Here is a 16,532-nt window from a genome sequence, read left to right as displayed (position 1 = left end):
GATCCGCTATGCGCTCGGCCGGCGTGCCGCGCTGGAGCGCTTCCTCACCGACGGCCGCATCGAAATCGACTCCAACACCGTCGAGCGCGCCATCAGGCCACAGGCCATCTCGGGGTCATTCTGCCCATGTTGGGCAGGAGGTCGAGGTCCATTACCGTTGGCACCCGTATTTCGGACGTCGGCTTCGCTGCGAGAACAGCGAAGAGCGCGCCAACGGCCGGATCATTCATCTCGTCGTCGCGCCCGGGCATGTCATTACCGCTCCGGCCTGGATGATCGATCCCGTGGCTTGCGCGGCGATGGACCTAGGCCCCCCGCGCGTATCGCTTGCCGCGCTGCTTGAGCTACACAAGCTCTTGATCGAACGCCGTTTCCGGCGAGGCTCTCCGGATGGTTTCACCATCGCGGAGGCGCAACATGAGAACCCTGCCACCCCCGACACGATCTCTGGTGGTCGTTCGCCAACTCAGCTTGCCGCTCGACTCGGAGAAGCTGAACGGGCTGAGTTCAGCGCAACGGACCATAGTGATCGCCCGGCTCGCCAACGTACTGATGGCCGCCGCCGGCGTGGCAACGGAGGAGGAGAGCTGCGATGACGAGCGGTAATCTGATTCCGACTGCCGTCCTCAAGCGCAAGGCCGTCGTCTATGTGCGTCAGTCCACTCAGGCGCAGGTCCAGCTCAACCTTGAGAGCCAGCGTCGGCAATATGAGCTTGTCGACGTCGCGCGGCGCTGGGGATTCCGCAAAGTAGAGGTGATCGACGAGGATCTGGGACGAACCGCAAGCGGGGCTGTGGAGCGTCCGGTTTCGAGCGCCTGGTCGACGATCTGTGCACCGGCCATGTGGGCGCCGTGCTTTGCCTGGAGGCGTCCCGCCGTCGCGCAACGGGCCGGACTGGCATCGGCTGCTCGAGTTGTGCGGCGAAGTCGATGCACGCGTGATCGATTTGGACGGAGTCTACGATCCGGGATTGCCGAACGACCGCCTGCTGCTCGGTATGAAGGGCAGCATCAGCGAGTTCGAGCTCGGCGTGCTGCGTGCCCGCATGTACGAGGCCGCCCGCGCCAAGGCACAGCGCGGAGAACTGCGCATCTCCGTGCCCTTCGGCTATGTCTGGCACCGCGATTACGGTCTCGGGTTCGATCCCGACATGCGCCTGCAGGAGACCATTCGCCTGATATTCGCGCGCTTCCGCGAACTCGGCAGTGCGCGTCAGGTCCTGATCTCGATGATCGACGATGGCGTGCATTTCCCCAGACCCTCCGACGGCAACAAGATGGTGTCCTTCGACTGGGTTCCGATCCGCTACCGCAACGTGATCTCGATCCTGAAGAACCCATTCTACGCCGGCGCCTATGTCTATGGTAAGAGCGAGAAGCGCACTGAGATCGTCGATGGCCGCGTTCGCAAGAGCTATGGCCATTACAAGCCGGCTAGCGAGTGGGCGGTGGTGCTCAAGGACCATCACGAAGGCTACATCGGATGGAGCGAGTACGAACGGAACCAGGAACTGCTCGCGGCCAACGCTTATGGCAAAGCCGGCGGCGTCAAGTCGGGCCGCGGCGGTCGCGCGCTGCTCCCCGGTCTCATCTCCTGTGGTCGATGCGGGCGAAGACTGGTTGTCATGTATGCCGGACGCGGCCAAGGTTATCCGGTATATCGCTGCGAGCGCGGCAACCTCATGATGGCCCAGGCGCGATGCATGTCGTTCAACGGCTTTCGCACCGACGCGGCGGTGACCCGCGAAGCGCTGGAGGCGGTTGCGCCGATGGCGATCGAAGCGGCGTTGGAGGCTGAACGCATGCAGCTGGAGAGCGAAGCCAAGCGGCGGCAGATGATCGAGATGGACCTGCAGCAGGCGCGCTATGAGGCATCGCTTGCCGAGCGCCGCTATGCCGCTTGCGACCCGGAGAACCGGCTTATTGCGGCCCAGCTCGAGAGGAGTTGGGAAGCCACGCTCAGGCGCGTGGAGACCTGCGAGGCCCGGCTGAGCGAAGTCCAGCGTGTGGAGCCTGTCGACGCGGTTCCGGACTTCACGGGCCTCGCCCAGGATCTCGAGGCCACCTGGAATGCGCCGGGTGTCGACATGCGCTGTCGTCAGCAACTGCTGCGCGCGCTCATCGAGGACATCGTGGCCGATGTCGATGACGATGCGCGCGACGTGATCTTGACCATCCACTGGCATGGAGGCCAGCACTCGCAGGTACGGGTTCGCAAGCCCAAATCCGGAGAGCATGGCCAGCGTACGCCTGAGGAGGCTCTGGCGATCATGCGATCCATGGCAACCCGGTGGTCGGATGCCGAAATCGCTGCCACACTCAACCGCATGGGCATGCAGACCGGTCAGGGAAAGACCTGGACCGCGCGTCGCGTCCAATCGCTGCGCACGGTGCACAAGATCAGCGGCTATCGCTCTTCCGACAAGAATGGCGAGTGGCTTACCATGTCGGACGCGGCCGCCCGGCTTGGAGTCTCGCACGTCAAAATCCGCCGGTTCATCAGGGATGGCCTATTGCCCGCCGAGCAGGTCATGCGCGGCGCGCCCTACCAGATCCGCGCCAGCGACCTCGAAGACGAACGGATCAAGGCCGATTTGGCGCGCAATACTCCGCGTCGCATCCACGACGACAACCAAGAATCGCTGTTTTCCGCCATTTGAAAAGGAGGTGCATAATGAATCGGTCTTCACAATTACCCGAAAGAACAGCCTCTTCGCTGGCAGCGACGGCGGCGGACGGACATGGGCCACCATCGCCACGCTGCTGACCACCGCCAAGATGAACCAGGTCGATCCGCACGCCTGGCTCACCCAGACCCTCGAGCGCATCGCCAATGGCTGGCCAAACAGCGCTATCGAGGCGCTCATGCCTTGGAACTACCACCGCTGAACGGCATCAGCTACCCGCTTACGAAGGAGGACTACAACCGGAAAGACCACACTCAGCCCTGGGCAACATCACGCTGATCGACCAGGAGACGGTCTACGCACCGCGCCAGGGCAATGACCGGCTGCTGCTGGGACTGAAGGCAGTCTCAACGAGTATGAGCTCGATCTTCTGCGTCAGCGCTCCTTGTCGGCCCGCTATGAGAAGGCCCGGCGCGGTGAACTCGTCGTCGCTGCCCCGGTCGGCTTCGTGAAGGTCGGCGACCGGCTGGAGAAGGATCCCGATCGTCGCATGCAGGAGGCCATCACCCTTGTGTTTGACAAGGTGGCGGAACTCGGCAGTGCCCGCCAGGCCCTGCTCTGGTTCCTCGAACATGGGCTGGATTTGCCTGCCAAGCGCAACAATGGCGATGTGGTCTGGCGCAGGCCAAGCTATGCGACCATCCACCGAATGATCGAGAACCCGATCTACGGCGGCGCCTACGCCTATGGTAAGACTCGTGCTGCGTCGGAATATGATGCAACAGCCATTCGCTCGCGCAGCCGCCGTAAGGCGCGTGATGCTGGCGCTGATCCCGGGTGCACACGAAGGCTACGTCGGCTGGGAAAGGGCGGAAGCTCCGGACTCTCCGTTGAACTGGAGGGAACAAGGGTCTCAGGTCAGTATCCACGCGATCGCTGTTGCGAAGGCCGAACTCTTGTAGCCCGGCGGCAAAGGCCTGACTCTGGCGCAAACTTCTCCAATCCCGGGACACCCTGCTGACGACTGGTCTGCCAGCGAAGCGCGGTTGTCTTCGCCAGCAAGACCGGATTGCAAGGTCGCTGAGGGCTAATCCATAGCACCATAGAAGTACGAGTCCGCCTCAAAGGGGATATTCTACCTTAATCTAGTAGTTTAGCATGACTTTCTGGTATATTTCGACCGCTTTGACTAGCTGATCTATTTCGACGAACTCGTTGTTCGTATGCGCTTGATCAATACTGCCTGGGCCGATCACCACACAAGGAATTCCGGCGAGCGAAAGCTGACTTGCATCCGTACCATAGGGCACCCCTATATATTTCCCGGTTCCGGCTACCTCAGCACAGGCCTCTGCTGCCACCGCCGCAATTTTGCTCGACTCGGCACTGTCCGGAGCAGGATCTTCCAACGCAGGGAGTAAAGAGCGCACATTGATATTATCTTCACCTTGGCGGAAAGACTCCAATATGTTCTCCACCTCTTGTATGGCTTGTTGCGGTCGCTCTCCCGGTATAAGGCGTCGATCAATCCAAATACGGCAAACAGGTGGCACAGTCGTTAGCTCTATACCTCCTTCGATAAGGCTGACAGTGAGAGTTGGAGAGCCGACCAATGGGTGCGTCCGCAATGCCAGCTCCTGGTTAAGTTCGTCGAGCGCTAATACTATTTTAGCCATCCCGGTAATCGCATTGACTCCGAGGTGAGGCTTCGAGGTATGAGCGGGGACACCCTCAACTTCGACCTGCCAGCGGACAGAGCCTTTGTGAGCGACAACAAGTTCTAAGTCAGTTGGTTCGCCCACCACTGCGGCGTCATAGGACACACCTGACAAACCAATAGCGCGAGCGCCGATTTTGCGAAACTCTTCGTCAATGCTCGCGGCGACGACGACCGTCGATTTGGGTTGCCGCTCCCCAATGGTACCAAGCGCGATCAGCATAGCCGCAAGTGAACCCTTCGTGTCGCAACTTCCTCGGCCATAGATCCGCCCCTCCCTTTGCTCTCCAGAGAACGGATCTGACTCCCACCTATCAATAGGCACAGTGTCCATATGAGCTACAAAAACGATACGCTTGTCAGCGTCCTGCCCCGGAACCCATGTCAAGAAATTGGACCGGCCATCTTTCACCTCCTGGAATTCGTAGGGCAGGTTTCGCTCCCTGCAAAAACCCCCAAGGAAGTCGGCGACCTTTTTTTCGCCACTTCCTTTTGGCGATAATGAAGGGTTGATGCTCTCGATTTTGACCAATTCCTGAAGGAGCGCTACAGTTTGTGCGGCGACGGATGACATGCACTCTCCTATTTGCTGCACGACCTGTGCTTGCTATTATTTCAACCAAAGCTTGGCCAAGTCGACAACGCGATCGACTTCGTCTGCGGTATTGTACAGATGCAGTGAGAACCGTAGCATGCCTCTACGCATGGAGACGATCACCCTGTTGTCCAGCAAGTAATCGTGAAGCGACTGAATACGACTGTCGGTCGTGCGCGCCTCTGTGAGCGCGGCCACATCGCCCAACGCCACGATACTTCCCGTGTGGCTCGCCGGGGGGCCACCACAGACTGGCAGCCCGGCCTCCAAAAGGCCAGAGGCCAACCGCTTTGCGAGTGAAGTAACGCTCCGCTCAATCTCTGAGGTTCCGACTTCGAGTAGTTGTCCCATCGATACATAGGCAGCCAACATCCCCGGGAAATTGTAGTGGCCAATATCAAAACGAGGGGCCCCGTCACGCAATTTTACGGAATTAAGTATCGGAGCCGATTCAGGTGCGTTGCCGAGATCAACACTGAATCGAGCGAGGTAAGCCGGATTTAACCGATCGGCCCATTCCTGACGGCAATATAAGAATCCGGATCCATAAAGACCCATTAATCCCTTCACAGTCGAAACCGCCAAACCGTCTACGCCAAGCTGGGCCACATCAGTGTGTAGTATTCCGACGGACTGTGTTGCATCTGCCAAAAGAAAGGTGCCAAGACGCTTGCAGGCTTCCGCAATTGGTTCCAGCACGGTCCGAAATCCCGGGACCATCGTCACTGTCGCGACCGCGACGACGCGCGTACGAGAGTCAGCTGCTTTTATTATGGCATCAGTCGGAATTGAACCGCGATCCGGCTCTACGACCCGCAACTCGACATTGTGGCGAACCTTGATCTGAAGCCAGGGCAAGATGTTATTTGCGTGCTCTAGCTTGGGACACAGGACCACATTGTCTCCGGGCCTCCAATCGATCGCATTGGCGATTATATTAATGCCTTCCGATGCATTCTTTGTGATCGCAATTTCATTTTTAACAGCGCCAATCATTAGCGCAAATCTGGCCCTAGTACGCTCTACATGGTACAACATACTTTCTTCGTCATTTCTACCATAAAGCCTATTTGTCAAATGCGGCTCGATAGATTCTAACGTTGTACTTGAGATGAGTCCTTGATTCGCAACATCCATATAGATGGCGCTTTCAGTGGCGGGAAAGTCCTTCCGCAAGACTCCCAAACGAAGAGAAGTGCTCTGCATGATGTTTGCTTTTATCGGTGTGGATGGCGGGGTGGATGGTGCGTGCATTTCTTGCAATATCTAATCGCGGCGAGCGGCTGGCGGATCGAGGGTCCCACTTGTCTGAAGAGAGCGTTGCATGGCCTCAGGATCCATAGAGAGCAAGAAATGCATGAACTGAAGCGTCATGCCCGCAGGGCTTCCGCTGAAGTGCTCATTTTACCCTTGATCCTCGCGGAAGTCAGGCTAATATCAGCTCACGCGCGCAGTTTTCCTGCGCAGAGACGCATTTTTTGCAGGGATTGCAATGGACCTTGATCGAATTGATCGGAAACTTCTCATCGCCATACAGCGTAACAACCGCCTTACGACTGAAGAATTAGGTGAACTTGCGGGCCTTTCGGCCACCGCGTGTCAGCGGCGATTGAAGCGGCTTCGAGATGAAGGTGTGATCGAAGCTGATGTAGCCGTGGTCTCGCCCGCAGCCGTGGGTCGGCCCATGCTCATGCTGAGCTTCATCAGTCTCGAGCGCGATCGCGCAGATATCATTGACCGTTTTAAGCAAGCGATTCGGCGCACGCCTGAGATCATGAGCGCCTACTATGTGACAGGTGAAGCCGATTTCGTCCTCGCAATTTCTGTGCGTGACATGGTGGAGTACGAGGCATTTACTCGCCGCTTTTTCTATGAACATTCCGACATAAAGGGATTCAAGACAATGGTCGTAATGGATCGGATAAAGGCAACGCTAGCTGTCCCAATTGATGAATAGCCCGGGCGCCGCACTTCAACGGCCAATCGAAAACGGAGCAGTGCGATTTTGATAGGTCGCGCTGTATTGCTTCCCTCCTTCCGCATTGGTGCGCCGGCAGCCACTTTGGCAGGTTTCTGCCGAGTGGAGAGTTCACGCTATGGCTGTCGGAAAGGCGATAGACGGGCCGAAAAGAGCGCGAAAGGTACGCAAGGGGGAACGCACAACAAAAACTGTTGCGCTGGGCCCCGCTTCGTTTTCATCCCCGCGGTGCGACGCCGTGTTCAGTCGGTTCCTGAACCTGATGACATCGCTTCGGCCACTACGCTGGTGTCTGACGAGCGGCTGGTTCTGCGAAGCGAAATCCGTTTTTCCATCTGAACCGACCCGCCTTGAGCCCTCCAAAGTTGGAGGTCGAGCCGTACCTGAGGCAAGCCACCGCAGATCATAGAGAAGGTTTGGCCGCGTCGGACAGCCACAAGGGACACTTCTCGCACGTCGGGTGAGCGCAAGACGAGCGCGGCTGCCTTCCTTCGGGCCGCCGTGGGCTATGATGCCAAGCCGGGCATTCAAGCTAAACGCGAAACCTTGTGTCCCCGCGGGAGCGATCTTATGATCGAGATAGAGCCAGGAATCTGCTACTTACCGCAGCAATCACTGCGTAACCTGCGAAGTTCCCCAAAAAAACGCTGATTTCCTGCGTAGGACGATCCGTATTTCTCGCCAAACGTCTATTTGACGTTGGTAGGCTTCACGAAGCGGACATTGAGTAGTCCGTCCGCCGTACCGGGCCGGATAAGTCTTGAGGAACTAATGATCGCTGAAAATGGCGTGTGGGTTGGCGGTTTGGCTCGACCGTGCGGATCATGTGATTGGCTTCCTCCAAGCGCTGGAGTTAAGGCAAATCGCGCTGGTCGGCAATTCGGAGGATCGCTCGTCATCAGGGGCAGCGAAGGCGAACGCCTCTGCGATGATGTCGCGCACGAACTCATCATCACCAACTGATCATGGCGCGCAGGAAACCGCGGCCGACGCAAAGACCGTGCCCGCAACGCAGCTGGCAATAAGCACGAGGATACCTAATGGACCGCAACCCCTTTTCCGAAGCTGAGATAGATGGGCGCCTTGCCAAGCTCCGCAACTTGCTTGGCCAGCGCAATCTGGACGCGGCTGTCATCGCTTCACCGGAGAACGTGTTTTACCTTACTGGCCTGGACCACTGGGGATACTTCACTCCACATTTGCTTGTCGTCCCGCAGGAAGGCAAGCCGGTTCTGGTCACCCGTGCCAATGAGAGATGGACGATCGAGAAGCGGGTGAAGGCAGCGGAGTTCCGCAGCCACTCAGACAGCGAAACGGCCGCTGACGTTGCGGCACAAGTGCTGGCGGATCTCGGCTTGCTCAGCAAGCAAGTCGGACTCGAATACTGGACAGCCGGTCTCAGTCACGGCCTTGCGTTGACACTCCAGTCGAAAGCCGACGCCAAATGGAGCGACGTTTCCGGTCTGGTTGATAAGATGCGGCGGGTGAAAAGTGCCGAGGAGCAGGTCCTGATGCGGCGGGCCGGCAAGATGTCGGATGTCGCCGCCAGCGCCGCGATTGCCGAGATCTCGGACGGCGCCTCCGAGCAAGAGGTCGCTGCCCAGTGCATGTCAGCAATGTTCCGGGCCGGCGGGCATGTTCCGGGCTTTGGCCCTTTCATCCGTCCGGCGGCGCGCCTGCGCGAGACGCATACGACTTGGGGCGATGGGGTCTATCGGAAAGGTGAACCCGTCTTCATTGAGCTATCCGGCTGCATCTCGCGATACCACGCGCCGCTCGGTCGGCTTATTCACGTCGGCCAGATCAAGGACGAGGACATTGCGATGGCGCAGGTGAACGCCAAAGCGTTCGATGCTGTTGTTGATGCACTGCGTCCCGGTGCAATAGCACGCGAGGTTTTCGCCGCTTGGCGAGCTGTCGTCGACGATGCCGGCCTGTCTGACTACTATCGGCACCACTGCGGCTATTTGATCGGCGTCGGTCAACCTCCGTCATGGACCGGCGGCAATTCGGTGATCGGGCTAAGACCCGACTCCGACATCGTCATCGAGACTGGCATGAGCTTCCACATCCTGTCGTGGCTTATGGGGACCGGACGCGGAGACGATTTCGTCTCCAATACCGTTCTCTTGGGAGATGGCGGTGCTGAGCTACTCACCGCCACGCCGGCCGGCCCGATTGTACGCTAGGAACACACCATGGCGCGCTATTCGGCATTTTCTATTTTTCGCAACGCGTTGTCAGGCCAGAAAAACTGGCAGCGCGCCTGGCGAGCGGCAGAGCCTAAGCCGTTCTACGACGTTATAATCGTCGGCGGAGGAGGTCATGGCCTCGCAACCGCCTTCTATCTCGCCGAAAATCACGGCATTCGCAATGTCGCCGTGCTCGAAAAAGGTTATGTCGGCGGCGGCAATGTCGGCCGGAACACGACCGTCATCCGCTCCAACTATCTGCTCGACGGCAACACCCAATTCTACGAATTCTCGATGAAGCTCTGGGAGGGCATGTCGCAAGCGCTGAATTTCAACATCATGTTCTCCCAGCGCGGCCAGCTCGTCACTGCGCATTCGGCCGACCAACTCGGTGCCTTCAGCCACCGCGCCAACATCATGCGGCTGAACGGCATCGACTCCGACATCCTCGACCGTGACGAAGTTCAGCGGATGTTGCCCTATCTCGATTATTCGGATACGGCGCGCTTTCCAATTTATGGGGCGATCTTCCAGGGCCGCGCTGGCACGGCTCGCCACGATGCCGTCGCCTGGGGCTATGCTCGTGCCGCTGATGCGCATGGCGTCGACATCATCCAAAACTGCGAGGTCACGGGCTTTGTGGGCCACGGTGACAGGATCGTCGGCGTCGAAACAACCAAGGGCCGCATTGTCGCCGGCAAGGTTGGTCTTGCGGTCGCGGGTCACACTTCCGTGCTAGGAACGAAAGCCGGCCTGCAGCTACCGATTGAAAGCCATGTGCTGCAGGCCTTCGTTACCGAACCTCTGAAACCACTTGTGGACCATGTCGTCGCCTACGGCGCCGGTCATTACTACCTTAGCCAGTCGGACAAAGGCGGGCTGGTCTTGGGCGGTGATATCGACGGCTACAACTCCTATGCCCAGCGCGGCAATCTCGGCGTCATCCGCGAAACGATGGAGGCGGCAATCGCTCTGATGCCGTGCGTCTCGCGCCTTCGCATAGTGCGCCACTGGGGCGGCGTCATGGACATGACGCCCGACGCCAGTCCAATCATCTGCCCGACGGCCATCGACGGCCTCTATCTCAACGGCGGTTGGTGCTATGGCGGGTTCAAAGCAACGCCTGCTTCCGGCTGGTGCTTTGCGCATACTATTGCGAACGGTAAGCCGCATCCGCTTGTCGCCCCGTACAGCTTGGACCGGTTTCGCGCCGGGCGAACCATCGACGAGGCCGGAATCGGCCCGTTCGCTTGGTTGCATTAGGAGGCCATTGAAATGCTGCGCATTGAATGCCCGTGCTGCGGTCTGCGCGATCATGACGAGTTCCGCTATGGCGGTGACGCTTCGGTCAAGCGTCCGGCTTACAACGATCCCGATCCAGATGCTTGGTACCGCTATGTCTTTGTCAGGCCCAATCCGGCGGGCCAGCACCGGGAATTCTGGCAGCACGTGGCCGGTTGCCGAGAATGGCTAGTGGTCGAACGCGACACTCGAAACCACATCATCGCATCTGTGAACTTCGCCAGGAAATCGTTAGCATGAGTTCTAATCCGAGACGGTTGTCGGCAGGGAGCCGGGTAAGCCGCAGGCATCCGGTCACTTTCACCTTCGACGGCCGCAAGCTTGTTGGATATCGCGGTGACACACTTGCATCAGCGTTGCTCGCCAACGACGTCGCACTAGTCGGACGCAGCTTCAAATACCATCGACCGCGCGGGATTTTTTCCGCAGGACCTGAGGAACCGAATGCCCTCGTGACCCTCGGAACCGGAGGAAGGCGTGAGCCTAACCTACCGGCGACGACGCTGGAGCTAGAGGACGGTATGGTCGTAGAAAGCCAGAACCGTTGGCCGTCGCTCGCTTTGGATGTGCAAAGTATAAATGGTCTCTTTGCGCCGTTTCTGTCGGCCGGCTTCTATTATAAGACCTTCATGGGTCCGACCCGTCGGGCCTGGATGTTTTACGAACACTTCATTCGCAAGTCGGCCGGTCTCGGCAAAGCCAGCACAGACAGGGACCCAGATCGCTACCAGGTTCAACATGCGTTTGCGGACGTCGCAATCGTCGGCGGCGGGCCGGCGGGGCTGTCGGCGGCGCGAGCCGCTGCAGCTGCCGGCGCCCGTGTCGCGATTGTCGAGCAGGATTTCCTGCTCGGCGGCCACCTGTTGACTGAGCCGCTCGACAGCGCGGCTGCCTCTTGGCTGAGGCAGACCGAAGCCGAACTAGAGAGGTCCGAAAGGGTCACGTTCATGAAATCCACGACAGCTTTTGGGACCTATGACGGGAACGTCATAGGATTGGTCGGGCGACATGGCGCCACCGGTCCCCGGCAGACTGGAGAAAGTAAACAGACCTTTACTATGCTTCGCGCCCGTTCGATCGTCTTTGCTGCGGGCGCCATTGAACGGCCGCTGGTGTTTGCGAACAATGACAGGCCGGGCGTGCTGCTTGCGTCTGCCGCTCGCGCTTACCTTAACCGCTTCGGCGTTCTGCCCGGCAAGAAGGTCATCGTCGCCACTAACAATGACAGCGCCTGGCGCACCGCGTTCGATCTGGCCAATGCTGGCGCCAAGGTGACGGTTGCCGATCTGCGCACCTCCTTGCCAGCCGCACTTGTGGCGTCGGCGGCACGACTCAATGTCACAGTCCTTGCCGCGACACGCATCGTGGACGTTAGCGGTGCTCGGGCTGTGACGGGCGTGAAGCTTGCCGGACCGGACGGCCTTTCCCACGTCGCCTGCGATCTGGTGTGCATGTCGGCTGACTGGTCGCCAACTGTGCACCTCACTTCGCATTTGGGGATCAAACCCCGATATCGAGATGACATAGACGCCTTTGTTCCCGGTGCCTTTCCGGCGGGCCATTTCGGAGCCGGCTCGATGATGGGAGGCTGTTCGACTGCCCAAGCGATTGAAGGCGGTCACACCGCCGGCGTGGATGCGGCGTCATACTGCGGAAAGCGGGACTCGGTGCCCGCAGTGTCGAAACTCGATCTCGGGGAAACAGCAACCGAACCGGTGCGCCAACCCCCCCTCGTTGCGCGTGGGAAGGCGTTTGTTGATCTCCAGATGGACGTAACGACAAAGGACATCGAGCTCGCACATCGGGAGGGCTATGAGTCAGTCGAGCACCTAAAGCGCTACACCACACTCGGCATGGGCACCGACCAGGGCAAGACCAGCAATTTTCCAGCACTTTCAGCAATGGCAGCGCTGCGCAGCACAACAATCGCTGAAACCGGGATCACGACCTTCCGCCCGCCTTACACGCCGGTTGCCATCGGAGCGCTCGCCGGTCGTGCTATAGGGCATCATTTCAAACCCATACGCCGCACGCCGATGCACGATTGGCATGTTAGGAATGGTGGCGAAATGCTGGAGAACGGGCTCTGGATGAGGCCCAACTTCTATCACCAGTCCGGGCGCAACGTCGACGATGCCTATGTGGCGGAAATGCGGCATATTCGCCAAGCTGCGGGACTCGCCGACATCTCTACCTTCGGCAAGATCGACGTTCAGGGCCCGGATGCGACGATCTTCCTCGACCGCGTCTATGCCAATGGCGCTGCAAACGTGCCGGTCGGCCGCGCCAGGTACGGCGTTATGCTGCGTGACGACGGCATTGTATTCGATGATGGCACCGCGACGAGGCTGGCACAAGACCGGTACTTTCTGACCGCTTCGACCGCCAAGGCCGCCGACGTACTGCCACGTCTTGAGTTCCTACTCGATACGGTATGGCCCGAATTGCGTGTCGCTATTACCTCTGTGAATGATGAATGGGCAGCAATGACGGTGGCTGGGCCAAAGAGCCGTGCAATCCTTAGCGCTGCATTCCCTGGTTTCGACGTTTCCGATACGGCGCTGCCGCGTATGGGGCTGCTTGAAGGCGAATGGAATGGGCATGCCCTCCGAATCCTGAGGTTGAGCTTTTCCGGCGAACGCCAATACGAAATTTACGTCGGTTCAAGCGTCGGCGAGGCCCTGTGGACCCACCTGCTCGAAGTAGGCGCGCCGCTTGGGCTGAAGCCCTGCGGGCGCGAAGCGCTGGGTGGGCTGCGCATCGAAAAGGGTCATGCCGCAGGGCCGGAAATAGATGGACGGACCACGCTTGACGATATTGGCTTCGGCCGCCTGGTGAGCAAGCGCTCCGGCTTTGTCGGTGACGTGCTCCGACGCCGTCCCAACCTTCTGGCGCCGGACAGGCAAAGGCTAGTCGGGTTGAAATGCACGGAGGCTGACAGCCGGCTCCGCGGCGGCGCCATCCTTTTCCTGCCAGGTGACAAGATCGCCGGCCACGGCCGCGGGCGAGTCACCTCGGCAACCTTCAGTCCGGAACTCGGATGCTATGTGGCCTTGGCTTTGCTTGCGGGCGATGTCGCGGCGGAAGGAAACGAGGTCGTCGCCGTCTATCCGATCAAGGGCGAAATGGTGCGCGCCCGCGTCGTCTCGCCAGTATTTCTCGATCCGCAAGGAGAGCGGCAGCATGGGTAGCCACACCCCAGTCAAGAACTTCAGCCTGTCAATGGCCGATTGCGCGCTTTCCCAGGTTGAGGGATGGGAAAGCACGTTGGCGGAATTTGAGGCGAGCGTCTCAACCTTGCTGGGCATCAGGCTTCCAGCTTCCGTGGGAGAGACAGTTCGTCACAAAGGCCTTCATGTTATCCGCATTGCCCCTCGCCGACTATGGCTGCTTGGCGACGATGGCTCTGCCGCGCCTTCACTTGCCATCGACCCTGCTATCGGCTGTTCGGTCGCCCTTGACGAAGGTCGCGTGCGCCTGAAAATGGCGGGATCTAACATTGCGCGGGTTCTTTCCGGATGTTTCGCCGTCGACTGGCATGCGCCAACGGCGGCTCCTGGTCGGGCAGTGCAGACGTCCTTCCACAAAGTGCCTGTGCTCTTGCTACGCACCGGTGAGACGACGTGCGAGCTCGTCGTGCCGCGAAGCTTCGTGCAGAGTCTCTCGGAATGGATTGCCGAGGCTGATGGATAATGTCCGGAGCAAGGGCTCGACGATTTGTTGAACTTCAGTCGCGGCCGCCGGCGCTCCCCGCCCCTTGAGACAAAACAGATGGGACGGCCTGACGGCACACAGCATGCAATGGGAGGGGCGCCGACGCTAGACGTCGTCGGTCCGCCCTCGATAAGCCAAGCGGCGGTCGTTGCGAAAACTGACCGACGCTCAGAACATTGTTGAAGAACAGGGAGAGTTGTTCCAGAGGCGCCGGGTGTCGTGATACAGCCCGTCAACCATAGACGGCCTTGTTTCTCTGAAACAGCATTTTATATCTGCCGTTGCGGAGGCCTGGTTGGCAATAGGATGCCTGAGGGCCAAGTGATCTATAGCAACAAAGATTTCGTGGAGTACCTGCTGAAGCAGTCGACGTTGCCGTTGTCCCCGAATCTGCATTTGGCCTTGAGGCCACTTTCTTCGTTTCGCACGCGACAATGGCCTGCGGCGAATGACCGGTTAAGCCGGGCGTGGCCGTAAGCGCCTCCCGATAACACTCAGGCGGATCTGATTTGTATATCGCGGCAGGTGCCCGTTGGAGCGAAGGATCTTCCAGGTCGCAGACTATGTCGTCCCGACCTCTTCGAAGTCCGAGTTCCAAATGAGCCGGAACCGCCACCCATCTGACTGACAAGCCAGGGAAATCGGAAAGGACTTGCGAATGAAAACCTACGTTCTCACCGTCTCATGCAAGTCGCGACGCGGGATCGTTGCTGCGATTTCTGGCTATTTGGCAGGCAATGGCTGCAATATAGTAGACAGTGCTCAGTTCGATGATCTCGATGCGGGCAACTTTTTTATGCGCCTATCGTTTGTTTCAGAAGAGAGCATCGATCACAAGACGTTGATCGACGGCTTCGACCCTATCGCCGGTGAGTTTCAAATGGACGCTGAGATCAGCAATGCGTCCAGGCGGATGAAGGTCCTGGTGATGGTATCCCGCTTCGGACACTGCCTCAACGATCTGCTCTATCGCTGGAAGATTGGTGCGCTGCCGATGGATCTCGCCGGGGTCGTTTCCAATCACCTAGACTATCAGAAGGTGGTTGTGAACCACGACATACCGTTTCATTACATCAAGGTGACAAAGGAAAACAAATCGAAGGCAGAAGCCGATATTATGGAGGTCATCGAGCAAACCGGCACGGAACTTATTGTACTCGCCCGCTACATGCAGGTACTCTCCAATGATCTCTGCAATAAAATGTCAGGACGGATCATCAACATCCACCATTCTTTCCTGCCGAGCTTCAAAGGCGCCAACCCATACAAACAGGCCTATGAGCGCGGCGTAAAGCTGATCGGAGCAACGGCGCATTACGTCACTGCCGATCTCGATGAGGGGCCTATCATCGAACAGGATATCTCCCGCATCACCCACGGGCAGAGCGCCGAGGATTACGTCTCGATCGGCCGCGACGTCGAAAGCCAGGTGTTGGCGCGGGCTATCCACGCACATATTCACCACCGCTGCTTCATCAACGGCAACCGCGTCGTAGTGTTTCCGCCGAGCCCAGGCTCCTACGCGTCGGAAAGGATGGGGTGAGGCATGGCCGCCAATTTAGACAGCAGACAGATAGCTGCGGATGTTCTCGGCATGAGCCCTTTTCGGCGGACACGGTTTGTCGCGACCGAACCGAAGCCCCAAGCTTGCCTGTCTTGGTTTTTCGCATTTCTCACACATGCTCGCCGGTTCGAGTCTCCAACGGTGGTGACTGCGAGACCCGCCCCAATCCGCTTGTGATTCGGGGCCAAGCATCGGCTTGTGGCCGCACTCAACGTGGACGAGACAATTCACGAAAGTCTCGTCAACTTCTCCTCAACCAGAGCATCTCGACACAGAACAAATCATTCAGTCGATCCGGTCCGCAGAAGGACGGGGATGGCCTTCACCTCTTCCGCGTTGGAAAAGTAGCTACTGGCGACCTAAAGACCGGCGTGGTCTCATGTACACCTTAGAAATGGTGAAGCCGAATTGGCTGAAACTTGATGCCACGGTGATCGAAGTTGGCATCAACGGAGTAAATGCCCAGCAGGTGAAGGTCCGGCGCCGGTGGTTGGATGACGCTTGCAACGAGGAACAGAGGATCGCCGCGGTCATTACCACGGCCGGCGAGTTTGCTCCATGACGATCGCGATGCCGATAGCCTACACGCTAACACTAGGGCTGCTCAACGCCATCACGTATTTCAGGACGTGAAGGGACCGCAGACTGGACGGTCAGGCTAGGGCATGGGAGCGAGACGAAGTCTGGCTGCACTCGGAGAGGATTGACGCCCGGGCCTACTTCCCGAACGATGCCCGCACCCTCATGACCGAGGATCGCTGGAAACTTGCCCTCGGAATCGAGGCCCGAAAGCGTGTAGGCATCGGTGTGGCAGACCCGTGTCGCCATGACCTCTACCAGGAC

The 16,532-nt window shown here is 58.9% G+C and carries 12 protein-coding genes and 4 pseudogenes; 13 read left to right on the top strand and 3 right to left on the bottom strand.

Going from position 1 to position 16,532, the window contains the following annotated elements; all coding sequences use genetic code 11:
* The 5 genes and pseudogenes from NKJ91_RS31970 to NKJ91_RS31950 all read left to right on the top strand — a co-directional run.
* A pseudogene (locus tag NKJ91_RS31970) lies at window positions 1-109 on the top strand (IS66 family transposase); the annotation flags it as partial.
* A 308-nt stretch (window positions 110-417) separates the two neighbouring features.
* On the top strand, window positions 418-606 hold the full coding sequence (locus NKJ91_RS31965) for a hypothetical protein (RefSeq protein ID WP_352458677.1): 189 nt from the start codon (window positions 418-420) through the stop codon (window positions 604-606).
* Window positions 593-2,660, top strand: a pseudogene (locus NKJ91_RS31960) (recombinase family protein). Before NKJ91_RS31965 ends, NKJ91_RS31960 begins: the two are co-directional and overlap by 14 nt.
* A gap of 31 nt (window positions 2,661-2,691) precedes the next feature.
* A pseudogene (locus NKJ91_RS31955) lies at window positions 2,692-2,889 on the top strand (transposase domain-containing protein); the annotation flags it as partial.
* Between the two features lie 183 nt (window positions 2,890-3,072).
* On the top strand, window positions 3,073-3,648 hold the full coding sequence (locus tag NKJ91_RS31950) for a recombinase family protein (protein WP_352458676.1): 576 nt from the start codon (window positions 3,073-3,075) through the stop codon (window positions 3,646-3,648).
* A 124-nt stretch (window positions 3,649-3,772) separates the two neighbouring features.
* Here NKJ91_RS31950 and NKJ91_RS31945 read toward each other — a convergent pair whose 3' ends face one another.
* Complete coding sequence (locus tag NKJ91_RS31945) at window positions 3,773-4,918, bottom strand: M20 family metallopeptidase (RefSeq protein WP_352458675.1); 1,146 nt, start codon at window positions 4,916-4,918, stop codon at window positions 3,773-3,775.
* Window positions 4,919-4,954: 36 nt separating this feature from the next.
* The gene (locus NKJ91_RS31940) at window positions 4,955-6,145 is read right to left on the bottom strand and encodes an aminotransferase class V-fold PLP-dependent enzyme (protein WP_352458674.1); all 1,191 of its coding nucleotides are present in this window, start codon (window positions 6,143-6,145) and stop codon (window positions 4,955-4,957) included.
* 286 nt (window positions 6,146-6,431) lie between these two features.
* Here NKJ91_RS31940 and NKJ91_RS31935 point away from each other — a divergent pair, with 286 nt between their 5' ends.
* The 8 genes from NKJ91_RS31935 (at window position 6,432) to NKJ91_RS31900 (ending at window position 16,251) form a co-directional block, all read left to right on the top strand.
* Window positions 6,432-6,896, top strand: a complete 465-nt coding sequence (locus tag NKJ91_RS31935; RefSeq protein ID WP_352458673.1) for an Lrp/AsnC family transcriptional regulator — start codon at window positions 6,432-6,434, stop codon at window positions 6,894-6,896.
* Between the two features lie 1,061 nt (window positions 6,897-7,957).
* Window positions 7,958-9,106: a M24 family metallopeptidase gene (locus NKJ91_RS31930; RefSeq protein ID WP_352458672.1), complete on the top strand. Its 1,149-nt coding sequence runs from the start codon at window positions 7,958-7,960 to the stop codon at window positions 9,104-9,106.
* A 9-nt stretch (window positions 9,107-9,115) separates the two neighbouring features.
* Entirely contained in the window at window positions 9,116-10,372 is a 1,257-nt protein-coding gene (locus tag NKJ91_RS31925) for a sarcosine oxidase subunit beta family protein (RefSeq protein ID WP_352458671.1), read from the top strand.
* Between the two features lie 12 nt (window positions 10,373-10,384).
* Window positions 10,385-10,651: a sarcosine oxidase subunit delta gene (locus NKJ91_RS31920; protein ID WP_352458670.1), complete on the top strand. Its 267-nt coding sequence runs from the start codon at window positions 10,385-10,387 to the stop codon at window positions 10,649-10,651.
* The gene (locus NKJ91_RS31915; protein ID WP_352458669.1) at window positions 10,576-13,602 is read left to right on the top strand and encodes a sarcosine oxidase subunit alpha family protein; all 3,027 of its coding nucleotides are present in this window, start codon (window positions 10,576-10,578) and stop codon (window positions 13,600-13,602) included. Before NKJ91_RS31920 ends, NKJ91_RS31915 begins: the two co-directional genes overlap by 76 nt.
* The gene (locus NKJ91_RS31910; protein WP_352458668.1) at window positions 13,595-14,104 is read left to right on the top strand and encodes a sarcosine oxidase subunit gamma family protein; all 510 of its coding nucleotides are present in this window, start codon (window positions 13,595-13,597) and stop codon (window positions 14,102-14,104) included. The genes NKJ91_RS31915 and NKJ91_RS31910 overlap by 8 nt, the downstream gene beginning before the upstream one ends.
* A gap of 679 nt (window positions 14,105-14,783) precedes the next feature.
* Window positions 14,784-15,668 (top strand): formyltetrahydrofolate deformylase, encoded by an 885-nt coding sequence (gene purU, locus NKJ91_RS31905; RefSeq protein ID WP_352458667.1) that lies wholly within the window; start codon window positions 14,784-14,786, stop codon window positions 15,666-15,668.
* A gap of 400 nt (window positions 15,669-16,068) precedes the next feature.
* Complete coding sequence (locus NKJ91_RS31900; protein ID WP_352458666.1) at window positions 16,069-16,251, top strand: hypothetical protein; 183 nt, start codon at window positions 16,069-16,071, stop codon at window positions 16,249-16,251.
* 98 nt (window positions 16,252-16,349) lie between these two features.
* On the opposite strand, the pseudogene NKJ91_RS31895 reads toward NKJ91_RS31900, so the two are convergent.
* A pseudogene (locus tag NKJ91_RS31895) lies at window positions 16,350-16,532 on the bottom strand (alcohol dehydrogenase catalytic domain-containing protein); the annotation flags it as partial.

Origin of the sequence: Mesorhizobium sp. M0040 (genome assembly GCF_040323505.1) — a bacterium.
Taxonomy (GTDB): Bacteria; Pseudomonadota; Alphaproteobacteria; order Rhizobiales; family Rhizobiaceae; genus Mesorhizobium.
This window is presented reverse-complemented; position numbering and strand designations above follow the sequence as displayed.

Coding starts and splice junctions, on each gene's coding strand:
- NKJ91_RS31965 (WP_352458677.1), top strand. CDS start 418: ATGAGAACCCTGCCACCCCCGACACGATCTCTGGTGGTCGTTCGCCAA.
- NKJ91_RS31945 (WP_352458675.1), bottom strand. CDS start 4,918: ATGTCATCCGTCGCCGCACAAACTGTAGCGCTCCTTCAGGAATTGGTC.
- NKJ91_RS31940 (WP_352458674.1), bottom strand. CDS start 6,145: ATGCAGAGCACTTCTCTTCGTTTGGGAGTCTTGCGGAAGGACTTTCCC.
- NKJ91_RS31935 (WP_352458673.1), top strand. CDS start 6,432: ATGGACCTTGATCGAATTGATCGGAAACTTCTCATCGCCATACAGCGT.
- NKJ91_RS31930 (WP_352458672.1), top strand. CDS start 7,958: ATGGACCGCAACCCCTTTTCCGAAGCTGAGATAGATGGGCGCCTTGCC.
- NKJ91_RS31925 (WP_352458671.1), top strand. CDS start 9,116: ATGGCGCGCTATTCGGCATTTTCTATTTTTCGCAACGCGTTGTCAGGC.
- NKJ91_RS31920 (WP_352458670.1), top strand. CDS start 10,385: ATGCTGCGCATTGAATGCCCGTGCTGCGGTCTGCGCGATCATGACGAG.
- NKJ91_RS31915 (WP_352458669.1), top strand. CDS start 10,576: ATGGCTAGTGGTCGAACGCGACACTCGAAACCACATCATCGCATCTGT.
- NKJ91_RS31910 (WP_352458668.1), top strand. CDS start 13,595: ATGGGTAGCCACACCCCAGTCAAGAACTTCAGCCTGTCAATGGCCGAT.
- purU (WP_352458667.1), top strand. CDS start 14,784: ATGAAAACCTACGTTCTCACCGTCTCATGCAAGTCGCGACGCGGGATC.
- NKJ91_RS31900 (WP_352458666.1), top strand. CDS start 16,069: ATGTACACCTTAGAAATGGTGAAGCCGAATTGGCTGAAACTTGATGCC.